Below are 17,649 nucleotides of genomic sequence, written 5' to 3' on the forward strand. Positions count from 1 at the left end.
GTCCCGCACACACAAGAACGAACCGGCTCCCGATGCGCCACAGGCCGCTGGTCCAATATATGATTCATCACCATTCAGCCGCTTCAGGTCGAACGAATGCCCAACTTCCCCCCGGATCTTCGCCAGTGGTATTACTTCGCGGCCGTTGCCGAGGAGCGGCACTTCGGCCGTGCGGCCGCGCGCCTCTCGATGACCCAGCCGCCGCTGTCGCAGGCAATACGCTCCCTGGAACGCGAGCTCGGCGTCGAGCTCTTCGCACGCACGAAGCGTGCGGTCGCGCTCACGGCAGTCGGCGAGGCGTTGCTTCCGACGGTGCTGAAACTGCTTGCCGCGGCCGAGGAGCTTCCCGCGCTGGCAAAGAGCCTCGCCCTCGGCGAGACCGGAAGATTGTCGCTCGCGTTCGTCTCGATTGCCGATTACGGGCTGCTGCCCTCGCTGCTGCGCGAATTCGGCATGCGCTATCCGCTGGTGCGATTGCAACTGACCGAAGCGACGAGCGACGTGCAAATCGAAGAGCTGGTCGCGGGCCACATCGACGCGGGCCTGATTATCCCGCCGTTGCCGCCACGCTACGTGGCCGAGCTGTCGTATCTGCCGCTCCTGAGCGAGCCGCTCGTGCTCGCGATGCCAAGCGCCGCGTCGACGGCACCCGACGATGCGCCGATTCACCTGAAGGAAGTTGCAGACCTTCCGCTCGTGATTTTTCCGCGCCGTCTCGCCCCGAGGTTTTACGACGCGATCATGGAGTGCTACAGCGACGTCGGTGTCGTCCCGCACATCGGTCAGGAAGCAATCCAGATGCAGACGATCGTCAGCCTTGTGTCCGCCGGCATGGGCGTCGCCCTGGTGCCGCAATCGTTGCGCAATCTGCGGCGAACGGGTGTCGTCTATCGCCCGCTCGCACACGGCTCGTTCGTCGTCGAAACCGGCCTCGTCTGGCGCAAAGGCGATATCGGGCACGTCCTTGCCAGCTTCATCAATATCGTGCGGACACTGGCCTCGGCATGATGCCGGCCGCAGGCGGATCCGTTCCGGCATGTCCGGGTGGATCGGCAGGCCGCTTGCCGCGCGACGACGCGCGGGAAGCCGTCGACGCGCGGCCGGCGCGTCCTCGCTCGCGGACGCGCCGGCCGACGCTCACGCCTTGCCGTGCCCCTGCGATCCCGGGCCCGACGAGAATTCGCGGACACCGTCGCGATTGATGCCGAAGCCGAGGCCCGGCGTGTCGGGCAATGCCAGCGTCCCGTTCTGCTCGGCCGGCAGGCCGGTAAACAGGTTCCGGCAGATCTCGACCGCGACGACGTGCCACTCGACCGAGCCGCCGTTCGCGAGCCCGCCGTGCAGATGCATGTTGTGGAACGGGAACGTGCCGCCATTGTCGATCGGCACGCCGAACGCCTGCGCGAGCGCGGCCGCGCGCGCCGCGACGGAGAACCCGCCGCACACGCACACGTTTGGCTGCAGGATGTCGACGGCGTCGTTCACGAGGAAATCCCTGAACCGGAACAACTGCCCCTCGCTTTGCCCGGTGGCGACCGGAATGCCGCCGCGCTTTCTCAGGTCGGCGAGCTTCGCGGGGTCGTTCTCGGCGATCGGCTCCTCGAAGAAACCGATGTCGCAATCGGCCACGCGCTCGGCAAGCCGCAGCGCGTGATAGTGGTCGAGCCCGCAATTCGCGTCGATGTAAATCTCGGCGGCGGCGCCCACCGCGTCGCGCACCGCGCGCACGCGCGCGACGTCGTCCGCGACGACCTGGTCGAGCGAGCGCCCTTCGTCGCGGCGCGCCAGCGCGTGATAGCCGACGATCATCTTGATGCGGCGATGTCCGGCGCCGACGAGCGCACGCGCGGCATGTATCAGCTCCGGGCGCTCGAGCGACGCGAAGCCGAACGTCGTGTACAGCGGCACGACCGGACGCGCGCCGCCGAGCATTTTCCATACCGGCAGCCCGGCGATCTTGCCGATCGCATCCCAGACCGCGATGTCGATCGCGGAAATCACGTGCCCCGCATAGCCGGTCTGCCCGCGCGGGCATAACAACCAGTACAGCCTGTCGAGAATCCGCTCGCGCTCGACGACGTTCATCCCGACCAGGTTGGGTGCGGCGACGTGATCGATCGCCGCGGCCACGACCGCTTCGTCGGTGATCGCCGTGAAGCCGTGGCCGACCACGCCCTGCGACGTCTCGATTTCGACGATGACGCCCGACAGCTTGCCGGACAACCGCACGCCGGCGATCTCCGCGTCGCCGCGCGCGAACACCGGCGTCGCGGTCACTTTCACGATGTTGTGCTGCATCTCTTCTCCGTTTTTTTGAGGGAATGGCAGAACTGCGGGGGCCGCGTCGTCGCGCGGCATCACCGGCCTTCCTTGCGACGCAGCACGAACGTCAGCCCGATGCCGGTCAGCAGGCCCCAGAACGCGCCGCCGATGCCGAGAAACGCATGGCCCGCCATCGTCACGAGGAAGGTCAGGATCGCGGCCTCGCGCGCGTCCTTGTCGGTGAATGCGTTGAGCAGCGCGCCGCCGAGGGCGTTCATCAGCGCGAGGCCGGCAACCGCTTCGATGATGACCGGCGGCGCGACCGCGATGAACAGCGTCGCGGCGCTCGCCGCGAACCCGTACACGATGTACGCGGCACCGCAGACGATGCCGGCCCAGTAGCGCCGCGATTCGTCGGGGCCGGCTTCCTCGCCGGCGCACAGTGCGGCGGTGATCGCGGCCAGCCCGATCGGCGGCGCGCCGAAAGGCGCCGCGAGCAGGCTGCACAGCCCCGTGGCCGTGAACAGCCGCGACGCTTCGGGCCGGTAGCCGTTGACGTTGAGCACCGCGACGCCCGGGATGTTCTGCGACGCCATCGTCACGATGAAGAGCGGCACCGCGACGCTCACCATCGTCGATGCCGAGAACACGGGCCCGACGAGCGCGAGGTGCGGCAACATCCCGGTCGCGCCGACGCCACCCGTCTTCGCGATGAACGCGATCACGATCAGCGTCGCGACCGCGGCGCAAGGCACGGCGAGAATCTTGCGAACCCGCATCATCACGACCCACACGAGCAGGATCGGCGCGACGTACAGCGGATACTGCTCGAGTGCGTGCACCGGGGCGACGCAGAGGTTCAGGATGATCCCCGCGAGCATCGCGTTGGCGATCGGCAGCGGAATCCTCGAGATCGCGCGGCCGAGCGGCTTCCACAGCCCGGCCAGCGTGAGCAGCACGCCGGTCAGCACGAGCGCGCCGACCGCGGCCGGATAGCCGCCCTTCACCGCTCCGAGGCCGAGCAGCAGCGCCGCGCCGGGCGTCGACCACGCAGCGCTGACGGGCATCCGGGTCCGGTAGCTGAGCACGATGCCGGCCAGCCCCATCACGATCGAGACGGCCATCAGGCCGGACGCGGCCTGCGCGCGCGTTGCACCGACGTTCGTCAGCGCATTCACGATCAGCGTGAACGTCGATGCAAAGCCGACGAACGACGCCAGCGCGCCCGCGCCGGCCGCCCGCGCCGAGAACCCGCGATCGGTCTTCATTTCCGCGATACTGCTCATCTGTCCTCCGTGAGATGGATTCGATACGGCGGCGACCGTATCAGTGCGCACCATGTGTCGGCTCGCCGCACTCCTGGTTCAGCGTTCCCGCGTGATACGCGGCGAGAAACGCGTCGAAGTTGCCGATCTGCGTGCGCTCCAGGTCGGCCTGCCGGCTCAGCGATTCGGCCGCGATCGCGTCGAAACGCGCCTGCACGTCGGCCGGCAGCGGACGCGCGCGGAACGCCCCGGTATGCGCGAGCGTCTGCCGCATCCCGAACGCGAAGCACGCGCCGCCCGGATCGTCGCGCAGCGTGTGCAGTGCATCGAGCACACGCGCCGACGGCGTCGCCCGCGGATCGTCGAGCTTCGCGTATTGCGCGTCGAGCGCGGCGGTCGTGCGCGTGTCGCCGCGCTGCAGGTCCAGCACGCCGGCCGCCTCGTTGATGCGCGCGAGCAGTTCGTGCGCCCACACGCGCAACGCGACGCGCTCGCCGCCACGCTGCAACTCGAGCCCCGGGCGCCGCCCTTCCCGCGCGACCGCCGCGAAGTTGCGCCGGCACACGTCCTGCTCGGCACCTGCGAGGCACGGGCTGTCGTCGAGCGCGCAGAACAGCAGGAACGCGTCGACAAAGCGCAGCGTCGTCTCGGCAACACCGTGCGGCGCGAACGGATCGATGTCGAGACAACGCACCTCGACGTATTCGACGCCGCGGCTGCGCAGCGCGTCGAGCGGCCGCTCGCCGCTGCGCACCGTGCGCTTCGGGCGGATCGACGAGTAGAACTCGTTCTCCATCTGCAGCAAGTGCGTGCTGAGCTGCAGCCATTCTCCGTCGCGCTTCGCGCCGATCGCCTGGTACTCGGGGCACGGCTGCGCGACGGCTCGCGCGAGGCCGTCCAGGTACGCAGGCAGGTTGTCGAGGCACGGCGCGAACGCACCCTGCACCCGGTTCTGGTAGCCGAGGTCGCTCATCCGCAAGCTCGTCGCGTGCGGCAGGTACAGCGTCTGCGCATCGAACGCGTCGAGCCCGTGCCGGTCGCCGGCGACGAAACCCGCGCACAGCGCCGGCGACGCGCCGAACAGATACAGCAGCAGCCAGCCGTAGCGATGGAAATTGCGGATCAGGGCGAGATAGCCTGCCGAGCGCATGTCGCGCGCGTCGCGGCCGGCCGGCTCGCATCCGTCGCGCACGTCGCGCAGCAGCGGCCACACGGCATCGGCGAGCGAATAGTTGTAGTGGATCCCGGCGATGCACTGCATCGCCTTGCCGTAGCGGAACGCCAGCCCGCGCCGGTACACGTGCTTCAGGATGCCGATGTTCGACGTGCCGTACCACGCGATCGGAATGCGCCGGTCGTCGTCGAGCGGGCACGGCATCGACTGACTCCACAGCAGCTCGTCGCCGATCGCGCGGCACGCGAAGCGGTGCAACTCGTCGAGCCGCTCGATCACGTCGGCCGCGTCGTGCTGCGGCGGCGTGACGAACTCGAGCAGCGGCTCCGCGTAGTCGGTCGTGATCGACGGGTGCGTGAGCGCCGCGCCGAGTGCATGCGGGTGTTGCGTCAGCGCGAGCCGGCCGGCGGCATCGACGCGCAGCGTCTCGCGCTCGACGCCGCATAACCCGTCGCCCAGCAGCGGCAGGTGTGCGGCGTCGCTCAGCACGCCGAGCCGGCGGCGGTACGGCGTCGTCATCCATGTGGATCGGGGTGAATCTTGGGTCATTGCGGTCTCCCGGAACGAAATCTGGCGACGCGCCGCTCAGTCGAGCGGGCTCTTCGGCCGCGGCAGGCCGATGTGTTCGCGCAGCGTCGTGCCTTCGTAGCGGGTGCGAAACAGCCCGCGCCGCTGCAGTTCCGGCACCACCATCGTCACGAAGTCGTCGTAGCCGTCAGGCACCGTATAGAACACGACGATGAAGCCGTCGCACGCCTCCGTCATCAGCCACTCCTCCATCTGGTCGGCGATCTCGGACGCGGTGCCGACCATCTCGCCGGTGCCGGATTCGGCCGCCCGCTTCGCCAGCTCGCGCACCGTCAATCCCTCGCGGCGCGCGAGCGCCGCCCATTCGCGCTGGTTGCCTTGCCCTTGTTCCGTGTGCGGCAGCTCGGGCAACGGCTTGTCGGGATCGAACTTCGAGCAGTCGACGCCGAGCCGGATCGACAGGTTCGGGATGTTGCTGTCCACGTGGACGAGATCGTCCATGTAGCGCTTCTTCGCGAGCGCCTCCGCGCGCGTGCGGCCGACATACACCTGGTTGGCGGGCAGGATCTTCACGTGATCGGGGTTGCGCCCGGCCGCGACCGCGCGCGACTTCACGTCGCGGTAGAACGCACGGCCCGTCTCGATGCTGCGCGCGTTGCCGAACACCAGGTCGGCCGAACGCGCGGCCATGTCGCGCGCTTCCTCCGACGCACCGGCGAGCGCGATCACCGGCCAGCCCTGCACGGGCCGCGCGATGTTCAGCGGCCCCTTGACCGAGAAGAACTTGCCCTTGTGGTTGAGCGGCCGGATCTTGTCGAGATCGGAGAACACCCCCGCCTCCTTGTCCATCACGAGCGCGTGATCGGACCAGCCGTCCCACAGCCCCGTCACGACGTCGAAGAACTCCTCGGCGCGCTCGTAGCGTTCGGCGTGGCGCAGCGCGGTCTCGAGACCGAAGTTGAGCGCAGCCTCCGGGTTCACCGTCGTGACGATGTTCCAGCCCGCGCGGCCGCCGCTCAGGTGGTCGAGCGACGCGAAGCGGCGCGCAAGCAGGTACGGATCCTCGTAGCTCGTCGTGCCGGTCGCGATCAGGCCGATGCGGTCGGTGCATGCGGCGATCGCCGACAGCATCACGAGCGGGTCGTACGACGTGATCGTGCCGCTGCGCTTGAGCGCATTCGGCGGCATCGGCATCACCGCGAGGTGGTCGGCGGTGAAGACCGCGTCGAAGCACGCGTGCTCGAGCTTCTGCGCGAGCGACCGGATCACCGGCCAGTTGAAGTTCGCGAGCGTCGGCGCGCTCGGGTGCCGCCACCACGCCGTGTGCAGGCAGATGGGGCGCATGAATCCACCCAGGCAGAGTTGCTTCGTCATACGGGATTCCTCGTCATTGGAATGCGGCGCGAAACGTGCGGGCCGCGCGCGTGCTGCCCGTGTCGGCGTCAGCGCGCGGCGTTGAAGCGGGCGAAGCCGGTCTCGAGGTCGCCGATCAGGTCGTCGGCGTTTTCGAGCCCGATGTGAAAGCGCACGCACGGGCCGCCCGGGTCCCAGTGCGACGCGGTGCGGTACGCACTGCAGTCGAACGGCATCGCGAGGCTTTCATAGCCGCCCCATGAATAGCCGAGCCCGAAATACGCGAGCCCCTCGAGCAGCGCGGCGACGGCCTGCGCGGGCGCCGGGCGCAGCACGATGGAGAACAGCCCCGTCGCGCCGCCGAAGTCGCGCACCCACAGCGCATGGCCGGGATCGTCCTCGAGCGCCGGATGGCACACGCGCCGCACTTCCGGACGCGCGGCGAGCCAGCGCGCGACGCGCAGCGCGTTCGCCTGGTGCTGGCGAAGCCGCACGCCGAGCGTCCGGATGCCACGCAGCGTGAGAAACGCGTCGTCCGAGCCGACGCACTGCCCCGTGTCGCGCTGATACTGTTCGAGCGCCGGCAGCGCGCGCGCGGACGCCGACACCATGCCGATCATCACGTCCGCATGACCGGCGAGGTACTTGGTGCCGGCCTGGATCACGAGATCGGCGCCGTGCGCGAACGCGTCGAAGAACAGCGGCGTCGCCCACGTGTTGTCGAACAGCACCACGAGCCCGCGGTCGCGCGCGAGCGCGGCGAACGCCGGCACGTCGCACAGCTCCATGCTCTGCGACGCGGGCGCTTCGAGATACAGCGCGCGCGTGTTCGGCCGGATCAGCGCGGCGAGCGCGTCAACCGACGCGAGCGGATCGAAGTAGGTCGTCTCGATGCCCGCGCGCCGCAGCACGCCGTCGCACAGCTGGCGCGCGGGCTTGTACACCGCATCCGTCATCAGCAGATGGTCGCCGGCCGACAGGCACGACGACAGCGCGGTCGTGATCGCGGCAAGCCCCGACGGACACAGCACGACACCCGCGCCGTGATCGAGCGCGCGCACCGCGTCCTGCAGCGCGGCCGTGGTCGGCGTGCCGCGCCGGCCGTACACGTATGGCTGCGTGTAGCCGAGCAGGTCGGCCACGCTCGGCGCGAGCACCGTCGAGCCGCGATACACCGGCGGGTTGACGAAGCCGTGATACGCGGCCGGCGCGCGGCCGCCCGTGACGAGCACGGTGTCGACCTGCGCATCGGCCGCCGGATGGTTCGGGGCGGGCCGCACGGTCAGCCCTTCACGATCCGCACGGCGCCGCGCGCCGCGCTCGTCGTCATCGCCGCGTATGCGCGCAGCGCGCCCGACACGCGGCGCTGCCGCTTCTCGGGCTGCCACGCGCGCGCGCCGCGCTCCTCCATCGCCGCGCGGCGGCGCCGCAGTTCGTCGTCGGACACGAGGACGTTGATCGAGCGGTTCGGGATGTCGATCTCGATCGCGTCGCCGTTCTCGAGCAGCCCGATCTCGCCGCCCTCCGCCGCCTCGGGCGATACGTGCCCGATCGACAGCCCCGACGAGCCGCCGGAGAAGCGACCGTCGGTGATCAGCGCGCACTGCTTCGCGAGCCCCTTCGATTTCAGGTAGCTGGTCGGGTAGAGCATCTCCTGCATGCCCGGGCCGCCCCGCGGCCCCTCGTAGCGGACGATCACGATGTCGCCCGGGCCGACCGCACCGCCGAGGATGCCTTCGACCGCCTCCTCCTGCCCTTCGAACACGCGCGCGGTGCCGGTGAATTTCAGCATCCCGCCGTCGACGCCCGCGGTCTTCACGATGCAGCCGTCGCGCGCGATGTTGCCGAACAGCACCGCGAGCCCGCCGTCGCGCGAGAACGCATGCTCGGCATCGCGGATGCAGCCGTTCGCGCGGTCGAGATCGAGTTCGTCGTAGCGGTTGTCCTGGCTGAACGCGACATGCGTGCGCACGCCGCCGGGCGCCGCGCGATAGAAGCGCGACACCGAATCGACGCGGTTGCGCATCACGTCCCAGCGCGCGAGCACGTGCGCGACGCTCGGCGCATGGACGGTCGGCAGCGTCGTGTTCAGCAGCCCCGCGCGATCGAGTTCGCCCATGATCCCGATCACGCCGCCGGCCCGGTGCACGTCCTCCATGTGGACGTCCTGCACCGACGGCGCGACCTTGCACAGCACCGGCACGCGGCGCGACAGCCGGTCGATGTCGGCCATCGTGAAGTGCACCTCGCCTTCGTGCGCGGCGGCGAGCAGGTGCAATACCGTATTGGTCGAGCCGCCCATCGCGATGTCGAGCGTCATCGCGTTCTCGAACGCGTCGCGCGTCGCGATCGAGCGCGGCAGCACGCTCGCGTCGTCCTGCTCGTAGTAGCGGCGCGCGAGATCGACGATCGTGCGCCCGGCCTCGATGAACAGGCGCTTGCGCTCGGCATGCGTCGCAAGCACCGAGCCGTTGCCGGGCAGCGCGAGCCCGAGCGCCTCGGCGAGGCAGTTCATCGAGTTCGCGGTAAACATCCCGGAACACGAGCCGCAGGTCGGGCACGCGACGTTCTCGACCGCGCGCACCTCGTCGTCCGTCACCTGGGAGTCGGCCGCCACCACCATTGCGTCGATCAGGTCGAACGCGCGGCGCTTGCCGCGGAACGTCAGCTTGCCGGATTCCATCGGGCCGCCGGACACGAAGACCACCGGGATGTTCAGGCGCATCGCGGCCATCAGCATCCCCGGCGTGATCTTGTCGCAGTTCGAGATGCAGACCATCGCGTCCGCGCAGTGCGCGTTGACCATGTACTCGACGCTGTCGGCGATCAGCTCGCGCGACGGCAGGCTGTACAGCATGCCGTCGTGGCCCATCGCGATGCCGTCGTCGATCGCGATCGTGTTGAACTCCTTCGCGACCGCGCCGGCCGCTTCGATCTCGCGCGCGACCAGCTGGCCGAGATCCTTCAGGTGCACGTGACCGGGCACGAACTGCGTGAACGAATTGACGACCGCGATGATCGGCTTGTCGAAATCGGCGTCGGTCATCCCGGTGGCGCGCCACAGGCTGCGCGCGCCCGCCATGTTGCGGCCGTGCGTGGAAGTGCGTGAACGATAGGTGGGCATCGTGATCCTCGGTTGATTCGTTGCGAAATGGGGGCGGGCGGCGGGCTTCCGTCAATGCGGCCTGCCGGCCGCGCCCCAGTTGTTGTCGTTCTTCGCGAGCGTCGGCAGCACGAACGACAGGATCTTTCTCCGGTCGAGATCGGACGACACGCTGAGCTTGTATTCGAGCGCCGTCAGCTTGATCACGATGGACCTGAGCGCCTGGGTCAGGCGTTCGTAGCCCCCTTCGAAATAGAGCGAGCCGCCACGCTGCGCGATCACGCCGTGACGGGACAGGTAATGAAACAGCGCGACCGACGAGCGCGCGTCGTAGTTGTCGAGCGGCGGCGCCTGCAGCGGGTAGCGGATCAGGCGCTCGGCCAGGATGTACTGGATCGAGGCGCGCAGCACGCGGTCGTCCGAGCGCAGCCGGAACAGCGCGAGGATCGACAGGATGTCGACCCGCAACTCCTCCGCGCCCGCACCGTTGCGCGTACTCTTCGCATCGAGGTACTCCGGGATCGGCAGGAAACCCGTGCGATGGTGGTACTCGTGCAGGTGGACCCAGATCGCGCTCGCCTGCGTCAGCAGCTCGTCGTCCGCCGCGAGCAGATCCGGGAACGCGGTGGGCGACCAGTTCGCCTCGATTGCCGGGCGCGTATGGCGCTTGAAGCGCTCGACGAACTTGTCGATGAAGTAGTACGCCTTGTGATAGGCGCGCAGGTCGGCGTCGATGAAGTTCTCGCCGAATACCGCGACCGCGAGCGGATTGAGAAAGCCGTCCGTACACATGCGGATCTGCACCGGCAACGCGTTGCCGTCCGGCGCGATCGCGAGCACGCTCGGCGGAATCGGCACGGGCGCGATCGCGGCCGCCTCGAGGAACGCGTCGGCGTTGTAGGGCACGTCGAAGAACCCGAGGATGAAGCTCGGGTCCACCGAGTACGTGAGATCGAGCAGGCGCCCCGATGCGAGGCAGCGGTTCTCCAGCGCCACGAGCAGCGCACGCACATGCGGGTTGTCGGCGTAGTCGCCGAGATGCGTGCGTGCGCACTGCGCGATGCGCGCGACGTCGGTGCGAAAACCGCCGGCGAGGATCTCGCCGCGGCAGCGGTTGGTGGCTAGTACGATTTCGCGTTTCATGTCGGTCATCCTGTCGGCACGCGTCGTCACACGACGCGGAACTCCCGCTGCAGATAGACGAGCGTGTCGTCGTCGGGCGCCGCACAGTGCAGCGCCACCACTTCGCCGACCAGCAGCTCATGCGTCGCCGCGCTCATCGACGCGACGAACCGGCAGTCGAGCGCGATGCGCGCGCTCGCCAGCACCGGCGCGCGCGTCGCGAGCTCGCCCCATTCGCCCACCGTGAAGCGCGCGTCGCGCGCGTGCGCGGTCCGGCCCGCGAACACGTCGGCGAGAAACCGGTCGGCGGCGCCGAGCGTGTTCACGCAGAACACCTCGTTCGCGATCAGCCGCTGCGCCGATACGCTGCCGCGATTGACGGACACGAGCACCGTCGGCGGCGCATCGGACACCGACAGCACGGCGGTCGCCGTCATGCCGCAGCGCCCGGCAGGTCCGTCGCTCGTGAGTACGTGAACGGCCGATGCCACGCGGCACATCGCGTCGCGAAAGCGCTGCGGCGAGGCGCCCATCGACTGGTCGGGGAACAGTGCGGGTTCGTTGTGGATCATGTCCTGTCTCCGTGCATGGGGGAAAAGCCGCGCATCGCTACCGGTTCACCAGCGCCTTCGGCAGCGACAGCGCGAGCAGTCCGCCCAGCGCCATGCAGCCGGCCATCATGTAGAGGCCCGCGTCGTTCGATGCGGTCAGTTGCTTGAGCAGCCCCATCAGGTAAGGGCCGAGGAAGCCTGCGAGATTGCCGACGGAATTGATCATCGCGATCCCGGCGGCGGCCGCGGTGCCGCCGAGGAACGCGGTCGGCAGGCTCCAGAACAGCGGGATCGCGGTGAGGATGCCCATCGTCGCGAGCGTCAGCGCCGCGATCGCAAGCCCCGTCTGATGCGCCCAGCCGACCGCGAGCACGAGCCCCACCGTGCCCATCGCACCGGGCACCGCGAGGTGCCAGCGGCGCTCGCGAAGGCGATCCGAACTGCGTGCGATCGCGATCATCGCGACCACCGCAAGCGCATACGGCACCGTCGACAGCAGCCCGATCGTCAGCGGATCGGCCACGCCCGTCGCATGGATGAGCGTCGGCAGCCAGAAGCCGACGCCGTACAGGCCGATCACGAACGAGAAGTAGATCGCGCACATCAGCCACACGCGCGGATTCGCGAGCACCGCCCCGAGCGACAGGTGAGACTTGACCGCGTCCTCGGCATTCACGTTGCGTTCGAGCAGCGCGCGCTCCTCGTCGTTCAGCCACTTCGCCTGCGCGATCCGGTCGTCGAGCAGCGCGTAGACGAGCAAACCCGCGACGATCGACGGCAGCCCTTCGAGCAGATACAGCCACTGCCAGCCGTGCCACCCGTTGATGCCGTCGAACGCCTTCAGGATGTAGCCGGAAATCGGGCCGCCGACGACGCCCGACAGCGCGACGGCCGTCATGAACACCGTCGTGATCCGCCCCCGCCGATGGGCCGGATACCAGTAGGTCAGGTACAGGATCACGCCCGGAAAGAAACCGGCCTCGGCGGCGCCGAGCAGGAACCGCATCGCGTAGAACGCCGTCGGCGTCGTGACGAACATCGTCAGCGCGGACACCGCGCCCCACGTCACCATGATTCGCGCGATCCAGACGCGTGCGCCGATGCGGTGGAGGATCAGGTTGCTCGGCACCTCGAAGATGAAATAGCCGAAGAAGAAGATGCCGGCGCCGAGCCCGTAGGCCGCGTCGGACAGCCCGAGATCGCCGGCCATCTGCAGCTTCGCGAAGCCCACGTTCACGCGGTCGAGATACGACACCAGGTAACAGAACAGCAGCAACGGCATCAGCCGCCACGCGACCTTGCGATAGGCGGCGTCTTCCGACACCCGCGCTGCGGGCGATACGGTCGATACGAGCGTCTCCATGATTTTTTTCCTTGTTTGCGATCGATTGTCATTCGTTGCGCACGGCGTCTTGCACGCGTCGCCCGACGGCGGCACCCGCGATCCGGCGCACAAGGCGGCGAGCCGTCCTCCTCCGGTCGGCGCGTTCTCGCATGCGGGGTGCCGCGTGCCGCACGCATGTGTGCGGCACGCCGGGCGGGTGTCGATCCGGCTCGCGGGCGCGGATCAGGTGCGCATCGGCCTCGCGAGGTCCGTTCGTGGCGTTGCCGCGGGTCCGGGGGCTCGTTGTACGTCGTTGTGCCCGGGCGCTGCGTCGCAGGCAACGCGCAAGATGCGCATGACGCGCGGATGGTCGAAAGCCTTGTTCATGTTCAACCTTTTGCTCACATGCCCGCTTAGGGCGCCTTTAAAACGCTCGCGACGTTCGAAGTCGCGAACGCACCGCTGGATCGGGCGCTCTTGTGGAGCGCTCGATGCCTTGATTCCGTCATGCCGCACGCGACGGCCGATCGCGCAGCCCCGCCATGTAGGCGACCGTGCGGTCGCGATACGCCGCCGACACGCCCGCGTCGGCCAGCCCGCGAACCAGCAGGTCGCGGTAGCGCGCGCTCGGCGCGGCGTCGCAATCGAGCGTGACCGCACCGCGATACGTCAGCGCATGTACGTGCTGCCCGCCGGACTCCAGCACCTCGACCGCGTAGCGGACGTAGCGGCCGAGATGCACGCCTTCGCGACGCTCGAGCGCGTCGAGCATGCGCATCGGCAACCGGTATAACGCGCCCTCGACGATCGCACCGGCAGCCGGCTCGATGTTCGCGCAGCAGACCGGCTCGTTGAGCGACGCGTAATTGAACGCGAGGCGATGGCCGTCGAGCCGCGCCGCGCCCGCGAAGTACGTCGCCGCGTCGCAGCCGAGCGACGCCGACAGGCTCGCAAGGTTCATGCACGAGCCGTACGCGAAATACGTGAACGGCTCGTCACGAAGCAGGTCGTCCGGCGTCATCGCGACGCGCTCGCGGCATGCGGCGTGCCGAGCACGTAGTGGTCGTAGATCGCCGCGACCGACGCGATCGAGTCGAGCACGAAGTCGCCGATCGGGATGTCGATCCTGAGCGTCTGCTCGATGAACAGCACGAAGTGCACGAGCGACAGCGAATCGAGCAGGTTGGCGTCGAGCAGGTTCGTCTGCGCGGTCACGCGCGCCGGCGCGCCCGGGTCGATCCCGGCCAGAAACGTCTTCACGCTGTCGATCAATTCGTCGAGGCTCATCATCCGCATCACGATCACGCTCCAGAAACGCACGTTCATCCCGGCCCGCGCGCATCGCACTGGCCGGCTTCGTCTTCACCGAACCGCAAGATCCTTCACATCGTCCTTCGCTTTTGACTTTCGATCGGGCGTCATGCACCATGCGACGCGTCGACACGACAAACCCGGTCAGCATCTCCACCAGAGATAAATAGGAGACTTAATCAATATGACAACTCATACGCTGTTCTACTGCCCCGGCCATCTTTCGTTTGCACCGCACGTCATCCTGCGCGAGCTGGGCGAACCATTCGAACTCGCACTCGTCTCGATCAAGGACGGTGCGACGCAGAGCGCCGAATTCCGGCAGCTCAACCCGAAAGGCAAGGTGCCCGTGCTGCACACCGGCGACGACGTGCTGACGGAGTCGTCGGCGATCCTGCTCTATCTCGCGCTGCGCTTTCCGCAGGCGCGGCTCGTGCCCGATACCCCGATGGGCCTCGCACGTGCCGTCGAGTGGATGAACTGGCTGGCGTCAGTGTTGCCCGGAACGGTCGCGCTCAACTTCCATCCGTCGCGTTTCAGCGAGGACCCGGCCGCGCACGACGGCATTCGCGCGAAAGGCCGCGCGGGCATCCTCGCTGCGTATGCGCAGATTGACGAACGGCTCGCGGCGCGCGACTGGGCGCTCGGCGAGCACTACTCGATCGTCGATCCGATGCTGCTGATATTTTTCAAATGGGGGAACATGCTGAAGCTCGACATGCGCGGGTTCGAACATTGGGCCGCGCATACGGAACGCATGCTCCGCCGCCCTGCCGTCGCGACCGCGTTGTCGGTCGAACAGATCTCGATCTGGGCGTAGCGGCGAAGCCGGGTCGGGTTTGCGCCCGATCCGGAATGCCGCCCGCGTCCGTCGCGTCTCCTTCATCTTCTCAGGTCCTTTTCGCCGCTTTTCTTTGTCTGTTGCGCCGATCCTGCACACGCGCGCGCACATGCGTCGCGCACGCCGCGGATCGTCCAGGCCACGACTCCGGGAACAGGAGCCACGACCGCAATCGCATATGACGTTCTCTGCTTGTGCGGCGCTACACCGCTCAGCTCATTTTCTGCGATCGCATCGAATGCGTGAACAATGCAACATCCATTTCGTGACGTCCAATATATTTTTCGTCTTCCACTAAGTCGCCACGCATATTAGTCATCGATTGGCCGGCGAGTCCGATATTGCCAATCCTTGCGAACTGATTGCAGCGAATGGAGCTGGATTGGCGTGCATTGCCGGGGCAAAATCGGCTTCGACTGGCGACCAACCCCGGGCGGTCTCGATATGGCACGTCAGCAACGCAATCCAGCTTCCGGATTTCGTTGAGTGCGTTCACTGAATGCTTCGGCTGCCGGCGTCGTGCCGGCTTGTTCCGCCGAGGTCGTTGTCAGCGCAACGAAAGCCACGGTGGCCGTGCGGGACAGCGGCCCGCCGCTCGCGAACGACAAAGTCGAGCCCGGCTGCGCATTGCTGCGTATCGCTGGGTATTGCCGAACGCACGGCGCCAGCCGACCTGTGGCCCATTCGAATCGCCGATGCAGACGCGGCGGCGCAGGTGCGCCGTGCCGCCGAACAAAATGAAATTGACCGGCCCGCCATCGGCAGCAAACGCGTCGCCGCCTGAGGCCGTGAGCATGACAACGAGAAGCAGGCGCGCTCAGTGCAAAAGCGTGTCGACAAACTCAAGGAAGACCGGACCGTCGCCACGATGAGCGGCGGTGAGCGCGCACGTCTGCAGTTTCCGGCGCTGTCGACGGCCAGCGATCACCCGCGATGATCGGCCTCCCGCACGCTACGCAATCCGCAGGAACATCCCCGCCTTCTCCGGCAGCGACGACGGCTGGAAACCATAACGTTCATAGAACTTCGGCGTGCCGTGATCGGCCATCAGGCTGACATACGCGGTCGGCGGCGCATTCTCGTGAACGTAGCCCATCAGCGCCCGCATGATCAGGTCACCTACGCCTTTCTTCTGGTGAGCGGGCAACACCGCGATGTCCACGATCTCGAAGAAGCAGCCGCCGTCGCCGATGACCCTGCCGATTCCGACCGGCACACCGTCGCAGTAAGCCACGACGCTGAAAAGCCCGTTCTTTAACCCAATCGTCGCGGCCTGTTCCGACTTCCTGCTCAACCCTGCGGCAAGACGAATGTCGATGTAGACGGATACCGGCGGAACTTCGTGTCGAACGATGTATGCCATGCGAGCCTTTCAGGTAAGCCGTACAGGCGGAGGGATCGGCCCCGCCGCGGATGAGTCCGTCGAACCCGGAGCCCGAACGCGCGCATCAAACGAGACCATGACGACGAATCGGGCGAGGCGGCAGGCCGCGGGTACAACCACCCACCGCCCACGGCCTCGCCCAGGTCCGCAAAGCGGCTTAGAGAATCCGCTCCAGCGCGTCGGCAAACCGCGCAATCGCACCGTCGACATCATGCAGCTTGTCCAAACCGAACAACCCCAGACGGAAGGTCTTGAAATCCTCCGGCTCGTCGCATTGCAGCGGCACGCCGGCCGCGATCTGCAAGCCCACGTCGGCGAACTTCTTCCCCGATCGAATCCCGTCGTCGTCCGTGTAGCTGACCACGACGCCCGGCGCCTCGAAACCTTCAGCCGCCACGCTCCGGAAACCCTTGTCGGCCAGCAGCGCGCGAATGCGCTTGCCGAGCTCGAGCTGCTCCGCCTTCACCTTGTCGAACCCGTATGCCTCGGTTTCCTTCATCACGTCGCGCAGCGTCGTGAGGCTGTCGGTGGGCATCGTCGCGTGGTACGCGAACCCGCCGCCCTCGTAGGCTTCCATGATCTGCAGCCACTTGCGGAGATCGCACGCGAAGCTGGTGCTGGTCGTGCCGTCGATGCGCTCGCGGGCGAGCGGGCTCAGCATGACCATCGCGCAGCACGGCGACGCGCTCCAGCCCTTCTGCGGCGCGCTGATCAGGATGTCGACGCCGCTCGCCTGCATGTCGACCCACACCGTGCCGGACGCGATGCAATCCAGCACGAACATGCCGCCGACCGCATGCACGGCGTCGGCCACCGCGCGCAGATACGCATCGGGCAGCATCATCCCGGACGCGGTTTCGACATGCGGCGCAAAGACCAGATCCGGCTTGTGTTCCTTGATCGCGGCGACCACTTCGTCGAGCGGGGCCGGCGCATACGCGGCCTGCCGCCCCGCTTCGACCGGGCGCGCCTTCAGCACCGTCGTTTCGGACGGAATGCTGCCCATGTCGAAAATCTGCGACCAGCGGAAACTGAACCAGCCGTTGCGGATGACCAGGCACTTCTTGTTCGTTGCAAACTGCCGCGCGACGGCTTCCATGCCGAACGTCCCGCTGCCCGGGACGATCACGACCGACTTCGCGTTGTAGACTTTTTTCAGTGTGCCGGAGATGTCGCGCATGACGCCCTGAAAGCGCTGCGACATATGGTTGACCGAGCGATCGGTGTACACCACCGAATATTCGAGGAGCCCCTCGCGGTCAACATCGGGAAGTAAACCTGGCATGCTCGCCTCCGGTGAAAAATGAACGATGAATTCCGGGCAAGCAGTGTCCGCGACGCGATACCGCCCTGCCCCAATGCAATTGCGCTGTTTCCTCGACGAAAGCAGATTCTAACGAACGCCGCCCGCCGCTTGGGGCATATTTTGGC

16 protein-coding genes are annotated in these 17,649 nt (G+C 67.6%); 2 read left to right on the forward strand and 14 right to left on the reverse strand.

Features of this window, described 5'->3' with window-relative positions:
* The first annotated feature begins 96 nt into the window (after positions 1–96).
* Positions 97–1,008 (forward strand): LysR family transcriptional regulator, encoded by a 912-nt coding sequence (locus PQB87_RS31400; RefSeq protein WP_060054408.1) that lies wholly within the window; start codon positions 97–99, stop codon positions 1,006–1,008.
* 129 nt (positions 1,009–1,137) lie between these two features.
* Here the strand turns inward: PQB87_RS31400 and PQB87_RS31405 are convergent, their stop codons facing one another.
* The 11 genes from PQB87_RS31405 to PQB87_RS31455 all read right to left on the reverse strand — a co-directional run bounded on the left by PQB87_RS31405 (position 1,138) and on the right by PQB87_RS31455 (position 14,008).
* The gene (locus PQB87_RS31405) at positions 1,138–2,298 is read right to left on the reverse strand and encodes a mandelate racemase/muconate lactonizing enzyme family protein (RefSeq protein WP_048021620.1); all 1,161 of its coding nucleotides are present in this window, start codon (positions 2,296–2,298) and stop codon (positions 1,138–1,140) included.
* 59 nt (positions 2,299–2,357) lie between these two features.
* The gene (locus PQB87_RS31410) at positions 2,358–3,548 is read right to left on the reverse strand and encodes a benzoate/H(+) symporter BenE family transporter (protein WP_111938973.1); all 1,191 of its coding nucleotides are present in this window, start codon (positions 3,546–3,548) and stop codon (positions 2,358–2,360) included.
* A gap of 40 nt (positions 3,549–3,588) precedes the next feature.
* Positions 3,589–5,220 carry a glutamate--cysteine ligase gene (gene gshA / locus PQB87_RS31415; RefSeq protein ID WP_060064760.1) on the reverse strand — a complete coding sequence of 544 codons (1,632 nt, stop codon included), beginning with the start codon at positions 5,218–5,220 and terminating at the stop codon, positions 3,589–3,591.
* Positions 5,221–5,286: 66 nt separating this feature from the next.
* On the reverse strand, positions 5,287–6,603 hold the full coding sequence (locus PQB87_RS31420) for an LLM class flavin-dependent oxidoreductase (protein WP_021156686.1): 1,317 nt from the start codon (positions 6,601–6,603) through the stop codon (positions 5,287–5,289).
* A gap of 68 nt (positions 6,604–6,671) precedes the next feature.
* A complete protein-coding gene (gene metC, locus PQB87_RS31425; RefSeq protein ID WP_489243240.1) occupies positions 6,672–7,862 on the reverse strand; it encodes a cystathionine beta-lyase in 1,191 nt (396 codons plus the stop codon).
* 2 nt (positions 7,863–7,864) lie between these two features.
* On the reverse strand, positions 7,865–9,706 hold the full coding sequence (gene ilvD, locus PQB87_RS31430; RefSeq protein ID WP_021156684.1) for a dihydroxy-acid dehydratase: 1,842 nt from the start codon (positions 9,704–9,706) through the stop codon (positions 7,865–7,867).
* 51 nt (positions 9,707–9,757) lie between these two features.
* Positions 9,758–10,828, reverse strand: coding sequence for a DUF6421 family protein (locus PQB87_RS31435; protein WP_226144601.1), 1,071 nt, complete (start codon positions 10,826–10,828; stop codon positions 9,758–9,760).
* A 26-nt stretch (positions 10,829–10,854) separates the two neighbouring features.
* On the reverse strand, positions 10,855–11,379 hold the full coding sequence (locus PQB87_RS31440; RefSeq protein ID WP_489243241.1) for a flavin reductase: 525 nt from the start codon (positions 11,377–11,379) through the stop codon (positions 10,855–10,857).
* 37 nt (positions 11,380–11,416) lie between these two features.
* A complete protein-coding gene (locus tag PQB87_RS31445) occupies positions 11,417–12,721 on the reverse strand; it encodes an MFS transporter (protein WP_059687535.1) in 1,305 nt (434 codons plus the stop codon).
* 466 nt (positions 12,722–13,187) lie between these two features.
* A complete protein-coding gene (locus PQB87_RS31450) occupies positions 13,188–13,703 on the reverse strand; it encodes a gamma-glutamylcyclotransferase family protein (RefSeq protein ID WP_489243242.1) in 516 nt (171 codons plus the stop codon).
* A complete protein-coding gene (locus PQB87_RS31455) occupies positions 13,700–14,008 on the reverse strand; it encodes an acyl carrier protein (protein WP_051392129.1) in 309 nt (102 codons plus the stop codon). The genes PQB87_RS31450 and PQB87_RS31455 overlap by 4 nt, the downstream gene beginning before the upstream one ends.
* Positions 14,009–14,177: 169 nt before the next feature.
* On the opposite strand from PQB87_RS31455, the gene PQB87_RS31460 reads away from it, so the two are divergent.
* On the forward strand, positions 14,178–14,813 hold the full coding sequence (locus tag PQB87_RS31460; RefSeq protein ID WP_048021612.1) for a glutathione S-transferase family protein: 636 nt from the start codon (positions 14,178–14,180) through the stop codon (positions 14,811–14,813).
* A gap of 232 nt (positions 14,814–15,045) precedes the next feature.
* Here the strand turns inward: PQB87_RS31460 and PQB87_RS31465 are convergent, their stop codons facing one another.
* The 3 genes from PQB87_RS31465 to PQB87_RS31475 all read right to left on the reverse strand — a co-directional run bounded on the left by PQB87_RS31465 (position 15,046) and on the right by PQB87_RS31475 (position 17,503).
* Positions 15,046–15,330 carry a hypothetical protein gene (locus tag PQB87_RS31465; protein ID WP_181522990.1) on the reverse strand — a complete coding sequence of 95 codons (285 nt, stop codon included), beginning with the start codon at positions 15,328–15,330 and terminating at the stop codon, positions 15,046–15,048.
* 456 nt (positions 15,331–15,786) lie between these two features.
* Complete coding sequence (locus tag PQB87_RS31470; RefSeq protein WP_059687532.1) at positions 15,787–16,197, reverse strand: GNAT family N-acetyltransferase; 411 nt, start codon at positions 16,195–16,197, stop codon at positions 15,787–15,789.
* Positions 16,198–16,375: 178 nt separating this feature from the next.
* A complete protein-coding gene (locus PQB87_RS31475) occupies positions 16,376–17,503 on the reverse strand; it encodes an aminotransferase class V-fold PLP-dependent enzyme (protein WP_489243243.1) in 1,128 nt (375 codons plus the stop codon).
* Between the last annotated feature and the right edge of the window lie 146 nt (positions 17,504–17,649).

Source organism: Burkholderia sp. KL41 (assembly GCF_057005415.2).